The sequence below is a fragment of the Enterococcus sp. AMC1251 genome, from assembly GCF_058216535.1.
In genome coordinates this window covers 1,579,199-1,596,356 of the sequence record NZ_CM177098.1, presented here as the reverse complement: position 1 = coordinate 1,596,356, position 17,158 = coordinate 1,579,199, and the positions used below count along the sequence as shown (strand labels likewise).

Here is a 17,158-nt window from a genome sequence, read left to right as displayed (position 1 = left end):
TAATTAAGTGTATTTTTCTTTATTCTTTAAAAATAAAGAAAATAGGCGAAAGCTATTCTAATCACTTAGTTAACAAACCGCTTGACGGTAATTTAGACGGCTTATACAAAAAATATTAAGGGTCAGGCAAAAGTAAAAAGTACTTTTGCCTGACCCTCTGAAATCAAATAAAACATTCTAAAAATTGAAATCTTCAATATTCGAACTTAAATGCCTTTGTCATAATCTCTAAAATTTGAATGATTGTTTAGTTTTACTAAATTTTTCTCTTATTCAATCATTTAACTTTCAGATTTAGCAGAACTCCATAATAAATCAAGTGCTGAAATAACTGCTCGCCGATTTTCAAACATTGAATCGCTATATGTATCTAAAGTTAACTTTGCTGAGTTGTGGCCAAGCAATCGACTTAAACTGGCTATATCTGCTCCTTGCTCCAAACATCTTGTAGCAAATGTATGTCTTAACACGTGGAAATGAATGTCTTTTACCCCAGCATCCTTTAAAACTTTTTTAAAGCGATAGTTTATTGTTCTAGGCTCTACGCAACTTCCATTAAATGATATTACATACTCACAATCAGAAATTGCTTTTTTATCCATTAAATATTTTTTCAAATTATTGGAAAGTGGAATTGATCGCTGGGAACTTCCTGTTTTTGGACTCCCTTCAATCAAAACAGTTTTTTGTTTTCTATTTTTTGCTTTTGATATTCGGTAAACTGTTCTTTTTATACGTATGATTTCATGTTCGAAATCAATATCCTCCCATTTAAGACCACTGATTTCGCCTATTCGCATGCCAGAATAAAGCGCCACTAAAGTTGCTGAACATTCTTTCATTTTTAAAGCAGCTTGTTCCAATTTATGTTGTTCATTCAATGATAACGCATGAGTCGGTTTTACTTTCATTTTTGGTACGATTACATGTTTTAATACATCTTGATCGATATAACCTAGTGCTTGCGCATCTTTTAGACTTTTTTGTAATAAATTAAAAAGATTACGAATAAAGCCTGAAGATAACTCTTTTTCTTCTAAAAAATTTACAAAAGACTGTATCTTTTGTTTATTAAATTGTTGCATTCTAATTTTACCAAAGTAAGGAATCAAGTAATTTTGTGCCATATTTGAATAAACTGAATATGTTGTTGGCTTCACTTTCTTTTTTAAGTTTTTCTCCATCCATGATACAAACCACTCGGAAAAGTAAATATCATAAATAATATTCGATTTAGTCTTTCCAACATAACTTGCTTTTAGATGAAATAAATGTTCTTTTACATCTGAGTATTTTTTCCCATATATGTAACCATACTGAATTTTTCCGTTAGGATTCCGATGTTTTATATATCGTCCTTCCCAACGTCCATCTTTTCTTTTATAAATATTTTCGCCTTTTCTAGCCATAGAATTTCATCCTAACTGATTATTATTTTGACGATTTTTTTGACGGCTTATTTCAAATAATCGCTAATTAATTTTCAAAAAAAGTATTTTTCTATCATTTTTTTAAGTTTACAGAGAAAAAAATGATAGAAAAAAATGATAAACCATATTGACTAATGTTTTTTTATCTATTATGATGAACATGTTAATCAGTTCTCTCATTCAAAATACATCTTTATTTTTAAAGAATAAAGATATCTGGATAAGCTTCTCCTTTAATATATTTCAATGAGCATTAAAGATAAATTCATCTTTAATGCTTTTTTATACAGAAAAGATATAGACAAAAGTGGCACTCACTTTTGTTTCATAACCTAAAAGCGAATAAAAAGCAGTTTTAGAAGTATATCTTTTGAAAAGAAACTAAACATCACAAAGATATGACGATTGATTTCCGAGAATTCCTTCATATTTATCAAGGTTAAACACTTCGGTTCTGACTTCTTTCTACAAAACTAATAAGAATCATTTTGTTTGCATTGAAAATTTAATTACTATAATTATTTAAAAATTTTATAGACTCTCTAAATGCCTGCTCCGCTTGCTCAGTTTGCATGTTTAACTGGTAGCCATGACCAACTTTTTCGCTCTTTTCAAAAAACAATGTTTTTACCTTTACATTGTTCTGTTCAAGTTTCTCACTATAGTTTTTAGCTTGAGCCGTAAACGTATTTTGATTTCCATCTGTTATAAACATTGGCGGCATATTTTTTGACACATATTGGTCTAGGTCGTAAAGCTTGCCTAATTGAGCATCAGAACGCCAATATCGATTATTGGTTAAGGCCCAACCTAACTCAAAAACACCTAATCTTGTAAACAGACGATCTTTCCCTAAAGTCTTTAATGAAGTCAAATCAAAAGGTGCACTATATAATAAAATACCGGATATCTCTTTTCTTATTATTTTTTTACTACCAATTCTTTCAGCATATTCAGCATTCTTCATCAAGGTAATTACTTGTAACGCTAAATAACCTCCTGCAGATGAACCAGATAAAAATAGTTTATTGCCATCCAAATCATATTTTTTTGAAATATCATCCACACTATTTATTGCATCGCTGATTTGATAGTTTTGTTCGACTATAGAAGATTGAGGAGCTAAAAGATAATTAACTGAAATGAAAGCAAAACCTTTTGAAGCAACTGCCGGGCCTAAGTATTTGGCCATATCCTTATCCCCTGTGATAAAACCGCCACCATGAAAAAATAGAACTACTGGTGGATTTTTAACATTTTTTGGGGTATATACATCTAAAATACTATTTTTGTATTTTGACTTATAGGTTAACTCTTTATGACTATTCACATTTTTTTCCAACTCCTTTTGATTTTTTAATGGGGTTATAGTTGATTTATTTGGTAATGAAGTGATTAGCGAAACAAAAGGTGATGGTGATACATATAACAAACAACAGACAACTAAAACTACAAATAATAATGAGAATATGGTAACCATTAACAATCTTTTCAAAATCGATTTTCTTATCATATAAATACTCCTTTGAATTTCCCCAAACATAGTTCAATTACTATACATTCAATTTGAATCATCGTGGCTTACTGTTCTATCCAATAACTATTGTAAAAAAACATTTATCTGACTATATTTCTAATATTATTTTCCTTTCAAATTATCACATAATTTTAATGTAATAATTGTTCATTTTTTTATATAGAATAGTTAAAATAATGATATTTTTTTGTATTTGAAAATGAAAATACTTCTTGACAAGTTACGATAGTTGAACGAATTATATTAAAGAGAATCTTTTATTGAGTTCCTTAGTTTGTTATGTTCTAAATTTTATAGTAGAATCAGTTAACGTTAGCGTTGAAAAAGGAGGTTATAACTATATATTACTTAGATGAATTATATGATAGTGTTCTTAAAAAAAAAATTGATATCATGGATTGTTTATTTAATTCCACCGAAGGAACTACTTACAATGAACTAATTAAACATCTTGATTTATCCTCTACGACAGTGTTTAAGTATATTAAGGAGATAAATGTCGATTTAGCATCTTTTGCTCATGAAATCTCTATTAGAACGAATGAAAATGGTACTCTTTTTCTAGAATATTCAGATATCTTATACTACAAACAATTCAAGAGAAACCTGATTTTTGAAAATTGGAGTATAAAATTATTCTTACGATTGTTATTGGGCTACAAAGTAAATAGAGTAAAATTTATTCAAGATAATTTTATTAGTGAATCTACTTATAGAAGATCAATAGCGACTATAATTAAACTAGTATCACCTTACAAATTAATAATAAAATCAAAAAAAGGAGCTCATTATTTAGTTGGTGACGAAAAAAATATACGGCTATACGCGAGTAAAATATTTTGGCAATTATTTCATGGGGAAGTATGGCCATTTGAGGAAATAGACGAGGAATTAATAACTAGTATTATTAAAACTAAAAAAGTAGAATTTTATATAAACAATGTCAATATTATTAACATTAAACAGACAATGTATTCATTATCCATACAAATGATTCGATTTAATAATGGATACGAAGTAGATAGACCAGAATCTCTAAAATATGAGGCTGATTATATACATTCAAATTTCCATTCAAATAAACTTGAATCTAAACTTTCAAAAAATGAAATAGAATATTTTTTCTTACGTTTGTTTAGCTATCCTAGATTTATGAATACAAAGCTAGGAGAATTGTTTATTGAGAATGCTAAAAATAAAACAAGCTTTCTCTCAAGACTTTCAGTTGAATTCTCCAATCATTTTTCAGCTGAGTATCTTCTTCTCTCTCCCGAAGAACAAAAAAATATTGAATACAGCATTTACTCATGCCATGTAAATATCCTACTTTATCCTAAGTGGAATGACAATAACTATAGATACTTTGAACAATTTCCAATATTAAAAAAGAATATGAATGCTATAGCCTTTCATTTATCAGAAAAATTTAGCTTATCTAACATGGTTGACAATAACTATATTTTAAATCAATATATGTTAATTTTCAGTCAATTAAAAGATCTGAGTTATTTCGAACCAACTGTAAGTATACTATTAAACACAGAATTCGGTATCTTTGTTGAAAATATTATAATGAAAAATTTGTACGGTAGACTAAAGCCTTATTTAAATATTTCGATTTACACTTCAATTGCTAGTTTTGCTGATTCAAGTTGTGATCTTAAAATAATTATTACTACTAGTAAAACGCCAGAAGTAATTGAAGAATTCAATCCAGAAAATATAATATATATTAATGAATTCCCCAGTGATGAAGATTATCACTTTATTTACACAACAATAAAATACTTGATAACGAGTTTCTCCAAATAATAATCTAAAAAAATAGAAAGAACTTATTCAGTATGAAGGGAACCATGCTTTTTTTAGCATAATAACATGGAAATCCGTTTTTTTTGCTAATGCGCGTCTCCACAGATACGCTTCAAGATGTTTTTTCTATTTTACATATATTAAAAATATAGCCGTAAAAAGTTGCATTTACCACTTTTTATGGCTAATACTTATTTCCATTTTTCATACTCGAAAAAAGATAACTAACCTAATTCTCTTTCCATTTTCGTTACTTGGTTTTTTCATTCTCTTCTTTATTAATTTTACGTTTTATCCTTTTGAGATTAATCTTTCCTGTTAGTCATTTTTTTATCCAAGACTAAAATATGTGTAAAAACTGGTTAATCATCATTTCCCATATTCAATCAAACTACCTCAGAAAGTAGCATTAAAATAAACGATTGGTTTTACTACAATCTTCTCTTAACATCTAGAGATGCCGATTCTAAATTGCAAACGTTCTTTTGTCGATAAAAAAGGGAAGAAAACTGAAGTATAATTTGTTCTTTTGCTTGAAATTAGGTACATTTACTTCGTATGATATAATAGTTGAAAAAGGAGTTTACCATGAACGCCACTATTATGCATGCGATTCATACTATGCTTATTTTGATTTCACTAACCGTATTCATTCCATCTATTTTTATAATTCGATATGGGCGAAAGAAAAAGAAATCTGCCCTATTCTGGTTAGGAATCCTTTCGCTAGCTCCTATCTCCTTTTTAGCTTATATGATTTACATCACGCTTATGGTTCTTGTTTTGTTTGCAGTTCAACAGTAGAATCACACTTTTCGATTGTCGGAAAGAATTACACCCTCATTCACATTTCAACTTTTTTTAATTTTATTAATAATGTATAATCTATAAATAGGAGAGTGATTATATGTCAACATACAAATGTAGTTGTTTTTGTAAGTCTGTTCAATTTGAGGCTACTATAAAAAATTTAGAGTTAGTAGTTTGTCATTGTTCCATGTGTAGAAAGCTAACTGGTTCTACTGGATTTGCCAGTTTAGAATTTGCTAGTGATGTGACTTTTTTATCAAAAAAAAACTGTCTATATTTAACTCATCAGAATCTGCAGAACGTGGTTTTTGCTCAAATTGTGGAACAACTCTATTTGACCACTTTAAACCAGCTAAAGCATTTTTCGTCCCTCCAGCTATCATAGAAAATTTGCCTGAAAAGAGCGTACAATTTGTTGAGGAAATTTACTTTGATAATAAGCCGCCTTACTACACCTATACAAATAATACTAAAAAAATGAACGAATCTGATTTTAAATAACTTTCGTAAGCGTAAGATACCATTGATTTGATGTCTTTTTATTCTTTTAGGTAATCAACAGTAGCACTTACCATGCATGATTTATTTTTTGTTTCTAATATCGCTTTTCTTTTTTAGGTCTTTTTTTATTACTCATTTGTTAGCACTTTTTCTTTCTGAAGATCTAAAATACATTTTAACTGCTCGAGCGCTCAATTGTTTTTCTCTAATTACAATAGAAATTTCAAGCTAAATGGTCTTGTCGTAATCTGTTTATCTTTTAGACGCTTATATTTCTATTGAGTGCTATTTTCTCAAAAGCAAAAGGCCACCTTATAATACTCGACAGCCCTTTGCTACAATTTTTAACAGCTCTATTTGGCTCAATCACTATTAATTAATAAAATAGGAGCTTGTATTTCCGTTTCATTACCTAGTACCTCTCAAATAACATGTTAAGCAATCGTATAGTTTAAGATTCATTTAATAGCAATCAGTGAACCCTTTTTTTCAGTATAAAAAGCGTTTTTTATACTATTCTAAACAATCTTTATATTTTGCCTTCTGAATCAGAGTCTTCCTGATGTAAATGATCGTACACATTTTTAGCTACATTTTTTGGCAAACCAGACGCATTCAATTCCTCAATCGAAGCTTTAGTAATATTTTTTAACGACTTGAATTGTTTCAACAGTTCTTTTTTTCGTTTAGGTCCCAATCCCTCTATATCATCTAAGCGGGAAGCAAAGCTGTTTTTACTTCGTAATTGCCGATGAAACGTAATGGCAAAGCGATGAACCTCGTCTTGAATACGTTGTAATAAAAAGAACTCTTGAGAATTTCTTTCTAATGGAACAACGTCTAAATTAGGACCAAAAAGAAGTTCACTTGTTTTGTGCTTATCATTTTTAGCTAATCCTGCAATCGGAATGTCTAACCCTAATTGATTGTCCAAAACTTCTCTTGCAGCGTCTATCTGTCCTTTCCCGCCATCAATTACAATTAGATCTGGAAAAGGTAGGTTCTCTTTTAACACACGTGAATAACGACGATAGATGACTTCACGCATTGAAGCGTAATCATCTGGACCTTTGACGGTCTTGATTTTGTATTTACGGTATTCCTTTTTATCTGGGCGACCATCAATAAAAACGACCATTGCAGAGACTGGATCTGTTCCCATGATATTCGAGTTATCAAACGCTTCAATTCTTACTGGAATAGGGATATTCATCGCATTACCTAGTTTTTCGACTGCACCAATTGTTCGTTCTTGTTTTCGTACAATCAGATCAAATTTTTCCTGTAAAGCAACTGTAGCATTTTTGCCGGCTAACTTCACTAATTTCTTTTTTTCTCCTCTTTGGGGTTGCAAAACTTTTGTCGAAAGCATTACTTCCACACTTTCAGTATCGATATTATCTGGTATTAAGACTTCTCTTGGAATAAAGTGTTCATTTTCTTGATAGAATTGTCCGATAAATGTTAAAAAATCCTCTTCTTCTTCGTTATAAAAAGGAAAAATTGAAACGTCTCTTTCAATTAATTTGCCTTGACGGATAAAAAATACCTGAACACACATCCATCCTTTGTCCACTGCATAACCAAAAACATCACGATCAACTAAATCTGCATTTGTCATTTTTTGGCGAGTCATAACTGTTTCGATTGCTTTGATCTGATCTCGATATTCTGCCGCTTTTTCAAATTCCATATGTTCAGCTGCTTCATCCATTTTTCTTTGTATCTCTTCTTGAATGACTGGGTGCCCCCCATTTAAAAAGCGTTTAATCTCTGCAACCATTTCAGTATAAGTTAATTTAGGAATATCAAAAACACACGGAGCTAAACACTGACCCATGTGATAGTAAAGACAAACTTCTTTCGGCAATACTCGGCATTTTCTTAATGGAAAAAGTCGATCTAGCAATCGTTTCGTCTCGTTTGCCGCCCCAACATCTGGATAAGGACCAAAATATAACGCTTTATCTTTTAAAACTTTCCTAGTAATTAATAATCGAGGATAAGCCTCATTTGTGATTTTGATAAAAGGATAACTTTTATCATCTTTCAACATGATATTATACTTAGGGTCATTTTTGTGAATTAAATTAATTTCTAGAAGCAAGGCTTCAATATTTGATTCAGTAACTATATATTCAAAATCTTCAATCTCACTGACTAATCGTTCTGTTTTCGTATCATGACTACCAGTAAAATAAGAACGCACACGATTTTTTAATACTTTCGCTTTCCCAACATAGATAATTGTACCATTTTTATCTTTCATCAAGTAACAACCAGGTTGGTCAGGAAGCAGAGCTAATTTATTTTTAATTCTATCGTTCATAGTACTTCCTCTCTTCTTTCTTGATAAATTACATTATAGCATTTTCTTGAAATTTAGGCATAAAAAATAGGATGAAGAAGCTCTCCATCCTATGTCTAATTCTACAGATATTTTTCAATCATTGCGCGTAGCTGCTCTTTTGAATGAACGCCCACTGCTTTTTCTACAACTTCTCCATCTTTTTTCAATAGTAAAGTTGGAATACTCATGATACCAAAAGAAGCTGGTGTTTCTGGATTTTCATCTACATCCATCTTCGTGATTTTTACTTCACTTTCGTCGTACTCTTCACTTAATTGTTCTAAAATCGGGGATTGCATACGACAAGGACCACACCACGTCGCCCAAAAATCGATCAAAACAAGACCGTTATCTGTTTCAGTTGAAAAGTCTTTATCTGTAATTACTTGTGTCATATTATAGCCCTCCTACTTATTGAAGCTGAACAGGTTTAGCCTGAATAGCTGGGTAATCATTTCTAGATTTATTATATCACTCGTTTGTTCACACGACTAGTTTTTTGCTTACTAAAGGTAAGCAGACTATTTGAACTTTACAATTGTAGCTCCATTACCGCCTTGGTTATTTGGAGCAAATTCAAAACTACTCACGCTACGATGATTTTTTAGGTAATCAGTAATGCCTGTCCTCAAAGCCCCTGTACCCTTACCATGCACGATAGTAACTTGAGGGTAACCCGCTAATATGGCAGCGTCTAGGTATTGATCAACTTCCGCTAATGCTTCTTCATAACGCTTCCCACGTAAGTCTAATTGGTTTGCTACATGACTGCTTTCACTTGATCGAACTGCAGTTACTCTTTGCCTTTGTTCTTTCTCTGGCGCTACTGGGGTCATGTCATTTTCGGCAACAGACATCTTTAAAATTCCCAATTGGACTTGCCATTCATTATCGCTGGATTTGCGAATCAATGTTCCGCGCTGACCGAATGTGTTAACGATGACTTCATCACCTGATTTTAGTTTCTTCTGCTCTTTTGCTTTTTTTAAAACCTTATTCTTTTCCAATTTCGCTTCATCTTGGTGAAGCTGGGAAAGTTTAGATTTGGCATCAATTAATTGATGTTCTTTAATTATGCCAGGGCTGCCACTGTTCAGCTGCATTTTACGAATATCAGAAATAATATCTGCCGCTTCTTCTTCTGCTTGTGATACAAGTTCATTCGCCTTTTTACGAGCTTTAGTCATTTCTTTCTCTCGTTCATCGAAAAAGTAACCATGAGCTTCTTTCAACTCTTGATGCAGCTGCTCTGCTTCCTCTACATAATGACGAACTTCTAAATATTCTGTTTCTGCCATTTTCCGACGATTTTCTAAATCAGCAATCATTTCATTTAAATCTTGACTCTCACCATCCATGATATGCTTTGCTTCATCAATGATTTGTGAATCCAAGCCCAAACGTTTTGAAATTTCAAAGGCATTACTACGTCCTGGAACGCCTATTAATAAACGATAGGTCGGACTTAATGTATCTACGTCAAATTCCATACTAGCGTTAATGGTTCCAGCACGATTATAACCATAAACTTTTAACTCAGGATAGTGGGTTGTTGCCATTACATAAGCACTTTTACTACCTAATGCATCTAAAATTGAAATTGCAAGAGCAGCTCCTTCTTGGGGATCCGTTCCTGCCCCCAACTCATCGAACAATACAAGGCTATGATTGTCTACTTTTTTTAAGACATCAACAATATTTGTCATATGAGAAGAAAACGTACTCAGACTTTGCTCGATAGATTGTTCATCCCCAATATCAGCAAAGACTTCGTCAAAAATACCCATGCGACTTTCTTCGCCTGCTGGAATCGGCAACCCAGATTGCCCCATCAATTGTAATAAACCCAATGTCTTTAAGGTAATTGTCTTCCCACCTGTATTGGGACCAGTAATCACAATAGCCTGATAGTCTTTTCCAATCGTGATATCATTAGGAACCGCCTTCTCTTGATCTAATAGTGGATGTCTCGCTTGTTTAAAGTAAATATGATTCTCCTCACTAATTTCAGGAACGACAGCTTTTAGTTCTTTACCAAAACGAGCTTTGGCATTTACGAAGTCTAATTTCCCAATAACATACGCATTGTGCATAATATCATTTCGATGTGGAACTAATTCAGCAGATAACTCTGATAAAATCCTCTCGATTTCATTGCGTTCTGCGATTTGATGTTGACGTAAACGATTGTTCAGATCAACAATTTGTTTTGGCTCCACAAATAACGTTTGACCTGAAGCACTTTGATCATGGACTACTCCACCAAACACACTTTTATATTCTTGTTTAACTGGAATCACATAGCGCTCATTTCTCATCGTTACGATTGCATCACTTAAATATTTGGCATTTTTCCCTCTAACGATCCCATCCAATTGTTCACGAATCGTCTGTTCACTTCTACGAATATTATTTCGAATGATTTTTAATTCTGGCGAAGCCTCATCGGTCACTCGCCCCTCTTCATCGATAGATTCTTTCAATCTGCGACTCAATTCAGGTAAAACAATCAACTGATCGATCCAAGCATAAAGTCTTAGTAATTCGATTTCGCTATCTTGTAAATCATTAAAAAATCGTATAACTTCCGAAGTCGTAGACAATACACGACCAACATGCGCTAATTCGACACCATTCAAATCTGCACCAATTTCGATTCGTTTCATATGAGGCCGTATGTTCTCTAATTTAGGGATTGGGATTCCGCCACGTAAACGCTGGATTTTTAATCCATCTTCTGTCTCTTTGAGCCAAGATTGAATAGTAGCTGCCTCATTTACAGGAAGTAAGTGTTCGATTTCTTCTAAACCTTGTGCTGTGACAACATATTGAGAGATAAGCTGTTTGACCTTATCAAAACCCAATGTTGTTAGAATTCGTGTATTCATTTTTTCACCTTCTGTTCTTGTAATCCTTGCATTATTTTCTCTTATTGAATCATTTGATCAATCCACAAATGATAGATTTGTTTAGAAAAAATAGGCGTGTCTTTTATGATGTATCGAGCTAATCCACTATTTCTGAATTGATTTTGAACTGAATCTAACGGCAACATCGATACCATACTTAAAATTAGAAATATTCCGATGTAAACAACGATCAAATTTATTAAGCCACCTGCTAACCAGTTCGCTTGTTTCAATACAGGTACAAAGACTAATCCATGAGCAAAAATAGCCAACAATCGTACCACTAACCAACCTGCTGCTAGAATAAGTAAAAATGCAACAGCTCCGTAAAACGCTTGATCTAAATCCAGCGTAAGCTCTTGTTTGAAAAAGACCAATTTTGTTTCAGCCGTTGGAGAAGGATAAGGGATGAATAATTCTAGATGAGAAGCTAAACTTTTATAGTAGGTTTTCGCTATAAAATACGAACAAAAATAGCCAAATGTATATAAAACCTGTAAAATCAGCCCGCGTCTAGCGCCTGTATAAAAGCCAATAGCGAAAAATAATAAAATAAGTAGTGTTAACATCCTGTCATCCTCTCAGATTATTGATCTTGAGTACTCTTGCTTTGAATCTGTTGTTTTCGATTTTCATTTAAAATTTGTTGTGCTTCCATATGATTATGTATTTCTACATCTTCTTGTCCCTTTTTCTTCAAAACACCTCTAGCTTCTTCTTCAATTGCTTCGATACGTTTGATACGATTTTCCAATTCTGCTAATCTTATTGTTCGTTTTTTTAACTCAGTCACTTCTTGTTCTAAGTTAAGTACTTTTTCTTGTTTTTTTAATTGATCTGAAATGGCATTGATCGCAAGTAAAACAGATGCTTGTTCATCATTTGTTTGTGGTGAAATATGTTTAATCTCAGCTAATTGTTCATTGACTAATTTTGTTACTAAATCCATATGTTGTTTGCTTTCTTGTCCGATAATTGTATACGTATGATCGGCAATCACAGCTTTATATCTTGTTTTTTCTTTGACCATGATAGTGTTCCCTCCTGTAGTGATCCATTAAATGCTATTGTACCATGAAACTTATCATTGCGTGTCCTCTAATAAACCCTTTCTTATTATATGCTACTGAACAGAAAAATTAAAGGTCTAGTAGCATTATTACAACTTTCATTAGATTTTTACTTGTAGCTATTATTTTTCCCTTAAATTTGAAAAATGATCAACATAATAATACTGGGACAAACGTTTATTTCCGATGCCTTGAAATCATTGTGCTTTAGCACTTACAATTGCGAAGCCTAGTGGTTGCTTCTACCGTTTATTCGCATTTAGGGTGCGAAACAAAAGTGAATTTACTTTTGTCCCACACCCCTTATTGTTATAACATATCAAACAATGATAATTGATTTTCATCTGGCAAATCTTTTAATACGCCATTTTCAGTCATATACTCAATCAAGGTTTTTGATACTTTTCCTCGACTTGCAAGATCTTCCTTGGATAAGAAAGGCTCTTCTCTTGCTTCAACAATTGATTTCGCCACGTTAAGACCCAAACTAGGAACAGCTCTAAATGGAGCAATTAACGTATCTCCATCAATCATAAAATTCTCCGCATCAGATTTATATAAATCAATCATTCCAAATTTGAAACCACGTTCGATCATTTCGTTGGCAAGCTCTAAAACAGTTAATAGATTTTTTTCTTTTGTAGAGGCTTCCAGCCCTTTATCTTGAATCTCTTTCATTCGAGCTTTTACCGCTTCTTTCCCTTGTGACATCGCAACTAAATCAAAATCGTCTGCACGAACAGAGAAATAAGCACAGTAATATAAAATCGGGAAGTACACTTTAAAGTAAGCAACACGCAAAGCCATCAAAACGTAAGCTGCCGCATGAGCTTTTGGGAACATATATTTAATTTTTGAGCAAGAATCGATATACCAATCTGGTACATTATTTTCTTTCATAGCAGTCAAATATTCTTCTCGTAATTCATCTGGAATTTTATTCCAAAGTCCTTTTCGCACTGTTTCCATAATTTTAAAAGCCATACCACTATCTAATCCTGCATGAATCAAGTAAACCATGATATCATCTCGACAACCAATCACTTCTGCTAGCGTCGCTTCTCCTCGACGAATCAATTCTTCAGCATTCCCTAACCAAACATCCGTACCGTGAGATAGACCGGATATTTGTAATAATTCAGCGAACGTTGACGGATGCGTTTCTTCTAACATCCCCCGTACGAAACGAGTACCAAATTCTGGAATTCCTAAAGTGCCTGTTTTAGAATAAATTTGCTCAGGCGTTACGCCTAATACTTCCGGTCCAGCAAAAATCCGCATCATTTCAGAGTCGTCAGTTGGAATCGTTTTAGGATCAATTCCAGACAAATCTTGTAACATCCGAATAACAGTGGGATCATCGTGCCCTAGAATATCCAGTTTCAGAATATTATCATGAATTGAATGGAAATCGAAGTGAGTCGTTTTCCATTCAGAATTTTGGTCGTCAGCAGGAAATTGAATTGGCGTAAAATCATAGACATCCATGTAATCTGGAATAACAATAATTCCCCCTGGATGTTGTCCAGTCGTCCGCTTAACACCAGTAGAACCTTTCGCTAAACGATCCACTTCAGCTCCTCTAAAATGTAGATTGTGGTCACGTTCATACCCTTTTACAAATCCATAAGCGGTCTTATCTGCAACTGTACCAATCGTTCCCGCACGGTATACATATTCCTCACCGAACAAAACTTTCGTATAGTTGTGCGCTTCAGCTTGATAATCTCCTGAAAAGTTCAAATCAATATCGGGTACTTTATCCCCATGGAATCCTAAAAAGGTTTCAAACGGAATATCATGACCATCTTTAAACAATCTCTGACCACAGTTTGGACAATTTTTTTCTGGCATATCAAATCCAGAACCATAGGATCCATCTTCAAAAAATTCAGAATGCTTACAATTGATACAATGATAATGCGGTGCCAAAGGATTGACCTCCGTAATACCTGTCATCGTCGCTACAAAACTCGAACCCACAGATCCACGGGAACCAACTAAATAGCCATCTTCCATACTTTTATGCACTAATTTTTGTGAGATTAAATAGATAACCGAAAACCCATTTCCGATAATACTATCCAATTCTTTTTTTAACCGTTTTTCAACAATGTCAGGCAAAGGATCTCCATAAAGTTCTTTTGCACGAGTATAACTTAAGTTTCTGATTTCATCTTCCGAACCTGGAATTTTAGGTGTATATAAATCATCTTTAACGGGTGTGATTTCCTCACACATATCAGCAATTGCATTGGGGTTTTCTACAACGATTCGATGAGCACTCTCTTCACCTAAAAATTGAAAAGCTGTCAGCATTTCGTCTGTTGTTCTAAAATGAACAGCTGGTAGACTATGACGGTTCAACGGGTTAGCCCCGCCCATAGAACCTACTAATATTTTACGATAAATACTATCTTCTTCATTCAGATAATGAACATTCCCAGTTGCGACAACTGGTTTCCCTAATTCATCCCCGATTTTTACTAGGTTACTAATGATTTCTTCTAAATCAGCCTCGCTTTTCACTAATTCCTGTTCAAGCAGTGGCGCATAAACCGCTTTTGGCATGACTTCGATATAATCATAAAATTTCGCACGATTTTTGGCTTCTTCTACCCCTTTTTGCATCATAGCTTCAAAGATTTCGCCATTAGAACATGCCGAACCAATGATTAAGCCTTCCCGTAATTTACTTAACTGAGACCGAGGAATTCTTGGAATTCTGAAAAAGTAGTTGATATTAGACATCGAAATCAATTTAAATAGATTTTTCAAACCAGCTTGAGTCGTTGCTAAAATCGTTGCATGGAAGGGTCTGGCACGTTTATAAGAATCACCTTCTCCAATATGCATATTCAATTCATCATGATAATTCATATCATGATTTTCTTTAGCATCTTTCAAAAAGATCCAGCATAAATGTCCCGTTGATTCAGAATCATAAATCGCTCGGTGATGTTGTTCTAAGTTAACACCAAACTTCTTTGATAGTGTATTTAAACGATGACTCTTGAATGTTGGATGTAAATAACGAGACAGTTCCAGTGTATCGATAACGGGATTTTCTGCTTCTGGGATATCGTATTTTCCATAACTCGTATTTAAGAAGCCCATGTCAAATGATGCATTGTGGGCAACCAGAATCGTGTCTTTTGAAAATTCTCTGAATAAACGAAGCACTTCTTCTTCAGATTTTGATCCTCGTACCATCTCATCCGTAATCCCAGTCAAATTAATGGTTGTTTGAGATAGGGGATGACCTGGATCGATAAATTGTTCAAATGTGTCGATAATATTCCCTTTGTGCATTTTGACAGCAGCAAGCTCAATGATCGTATCATAAACAGCTGACAATCCTGTTGTTTCCACATCAAACACGACATAAGTTGCTTCACTTAATTCAATATGTGCTTCGTTATAAGCGATCGGTACACCATCATCAACGACATTAGCTTCAACACCGTACAATATTTTCACACCAGCTTTTTTCCCTGCACTATGCGCATCTGGAAATGCTTGTGCGCCGCCATGATCGGTGATCGCAATCGCTTTGTGTCCCCATTTACCCGCTTGCGCTACATAATCAGCCACGTTGTTTGTAGCATCCATCGTACTCATATTGCTGTGTAAATGAAGTTCGACACGTTTATCGCCTTCTGGTGCATAGTCTTTACGTGGCGCATGTTTGACTTCCATCAAATCTTGACAGTTCATGACTAGATCTCGCATAAAGGTATCTTCTTGAATACTTCCGCGAACCCGAACCCAGCTATGTTTTTGAATGGCATCAAAGATTTGTTCATCTTTTTCACCATTCGAGAATTTTTTAACGATAAAAGAGGATGTATAATCGGTAATTTTTAAAATTAAAATTTTCCGTTTTGATCGTAACTCCCGTACTTCTACATCAAAGACAAAACCTTCGATTGTCACTCGGCGTTCTTCTTCCAAAATATTGCCCATTGGCATGATTGGTTCATCATTTGGTATATTCCGACCAAGACGGATCGGTCCTTCAAGTGCTGGACCTTGTTGTTGCTGTTGTTTTTTCTTTTGTTCATGCTTAATCAACGATTCTGCAGCTTGTTGTTGGAATGCAGCATCTTGTTCTTGTTTGCGCTCTTCAAATAATGCCAGTACACGCTTCGCTTGCTGCTCATCCATTTTAGGTTCAATATGAAATTTTTGAAAACCATAATGAATATACAGTTCTTCAATGATCGGTAAATATTGTTGCTTTAAATAAGGAATAACTGCATCATTATCCACTGGTAAAATAATTTTTTTATCTTCGATGATTGGCGTTTGTGTTTTGATTACACGCTGAACAAGAGGCGTATCACATTGACTGTTCAATAGTGCTAGCTGCCAATAATCCGTCAATTGTTCTTCAGTAAATTCATTTTTATCCGCTGAAATTTTGACAGATACTCCAGCAATTTGTTGAAAAGCAAGTTCTAATTGCTGCACAAACGATTGATACAGCATTACCGGTAATATTTCAGTGAAACCCAGATGGAATTCCCATAAGCGGCTTTGTTGATGAACGACAACTTTGTCAATTCTACCTTGTTGAATGAGTGGATGCTGCCGCTCTTGTTCATTTAATTGAATTTGATCAACCAACTTTGCAAATAACTCTTGTGCCTTGTCTGCCACTAATGAACCTCCTTATTTTAAAAGCGGAATGAGCTTATTCAGTTCTGTCTGAAAAATAGGAAAAATTAACTGTGGTG

General features: G+C 33.7%; 10 protein-coding genes. 2 read left to right on the top strand and 8 right to left on the bottom strand.

Annotation, left to right across the window (positions count from 1 at the left end; translation table 11 throughout):
• Nucleotides 1-281: 281 nt before the first annotated feature.
• Both AC4BBR_RS07495 and AC4BBR_RS07490 read right to left on the bottom strand, forming a co-directional pair.
• Nucleotides 282-1,409 (bottom strand): tyrosine-type recombinase/integrase, encoded by a 1,128-nt coding sequence (locus AC4BBR_RS07495; RefSeq protein WP_490461912.1) that lies wholly within the window; start codon nucleotides 1,407-1,409, stop codon nucleotides 282-284.
• Between the two features lie 526 nt (nucleotides 1,410-1,935).
• Entirely contained in the window at nucleotides 1,936-2,943 is a 1,008-nt protein-coding gene (locus tag AC4BBR_RS07490) for an alpha/beta hydrolase (RefSeq protein ID WP_490461911.1), read from the bottom strand.
• A gap of 342 nt (nucleotides 2,944-3,285) precedes the next feature.
• On the opposite strand from AC4BBR_RS07490, the gene AC4BBR_RS07485 reads away from it, so the two are divergent.
• Together AC4BBR_RS07485 and AC4BBR_RS07480 are read left to right on the top strand one after the other, a co-directional pair.
• Nucleotides 3,286-4,779, top strand: a complete 1,494-nt coding sequence (locus AC4BBR_RS07485) for a helix-turn-helix domain-containing protein (RefSeq protein ID WP_490461910.1) — start codon at nucleotides 3,286-3,288, stop codon at nucleotides 4,777-4,779.
• A gap of 907 nt (nucleotides 4,780-5,686) precedes the next feature.
• Entirely contained in the window at nucleotides 5,687-5,974 is a 288-nt protein-coding gene (locus tag AC4BBR_RS07480; RefSeq protein WP_490461909.1) for a GFA family protein, read from the top strand.
• 645 nt (nucleotides 5,975-6,619) lie between these two features.
• On the opposite strand, the gene uvrC is transcribed toward AC4BBR_RS07480, so the two are convergent.
• The 6 genes from uvrC to AC4BBR_RS07450 form a co-directional block, all read right to left on the bottom strand.
• Nucleotides 6,620-8,419: an excinuclease ABC subunit UvrC gene (gene uvrC, locus AC4BBR_RS07475; RefSeq protein WP_490461908.1), complete on the bottom strand. Its 1,800-nt coding sequence runs from the start codon at nucleotides 8,417-8,419 to the stop codon at nucleotides 6,620-6,622.
• 101 nt (nucleotides 8,420-8,520) lie between these two features.
• The gene (gene trxA / locus AC4BBR_RS07470) at nucleotides 8,521-8,835 is read right to left on the bottom strand and encodes a thioredoxin (RefSeq protein ID WP_490461907.1); all 315 of its coding nucleotides are present in this window, start codon (nucleotides 8,833-8,835) and stop codon (nucleotides 8,521-8,523) included.
• A gap of 126 nt (nucleotides 8,836-8,961) precedes the next feature.
• Nucleotides 8,962-11,328, bottom strand: coding sequence for an endonuclease MutS2 (locus AC4BBR_RS07465; protein ID WP_490461906.1), 2,367 nt, complete (start codon nucleotides 11,326-11,328; stop codon nucleotides 8,962-8,964).
• Nucleotides 11,329-11,369: 41 nt separating this feature from the next.
• Nucleotides 11,370-11,918, bottom strand: a complete 549-nt coding sequence (locus AC4BBR_RS07460; RefSeq protein ID WP_490461905.1) for a CvpA family protein — start codon at nucleotides 11,916-11,918, stop codon at nucleotides 11,370-11,372.
• A gap of 17 nt (nucleotides 11,919-11,935) precedes the next feature.
• Nucleotides 11,936-12,379: a cell division protein ZapA gene (zapA, locus tag AC4BBR_RS07455; protein ID WP_490461904.1), complete on the bottom strand. Its 444-nt coding sequence runs from the start codon at nucleotides 12,377-12,379 to the stop codon at nucleotides 11,936-11,938.
• Between the two features lie 349 nt (nucleotides 12,380-12,728).
• Nucleotides 12,729-17,081 (bottom strand): PolC-type DNA polymerase III, encoded by a 4,353-nt coding sequence (locus tag AC4BBR_RS07450; RefSeq protein WP_490461903.1) that lies wholly within the window; start codon nucleotides 17,079-17,081, stop codon nucleotides 12,729-12,731.
• Nucleotides 17,082-17,158 lie beyond the last annotated feature (77 nt).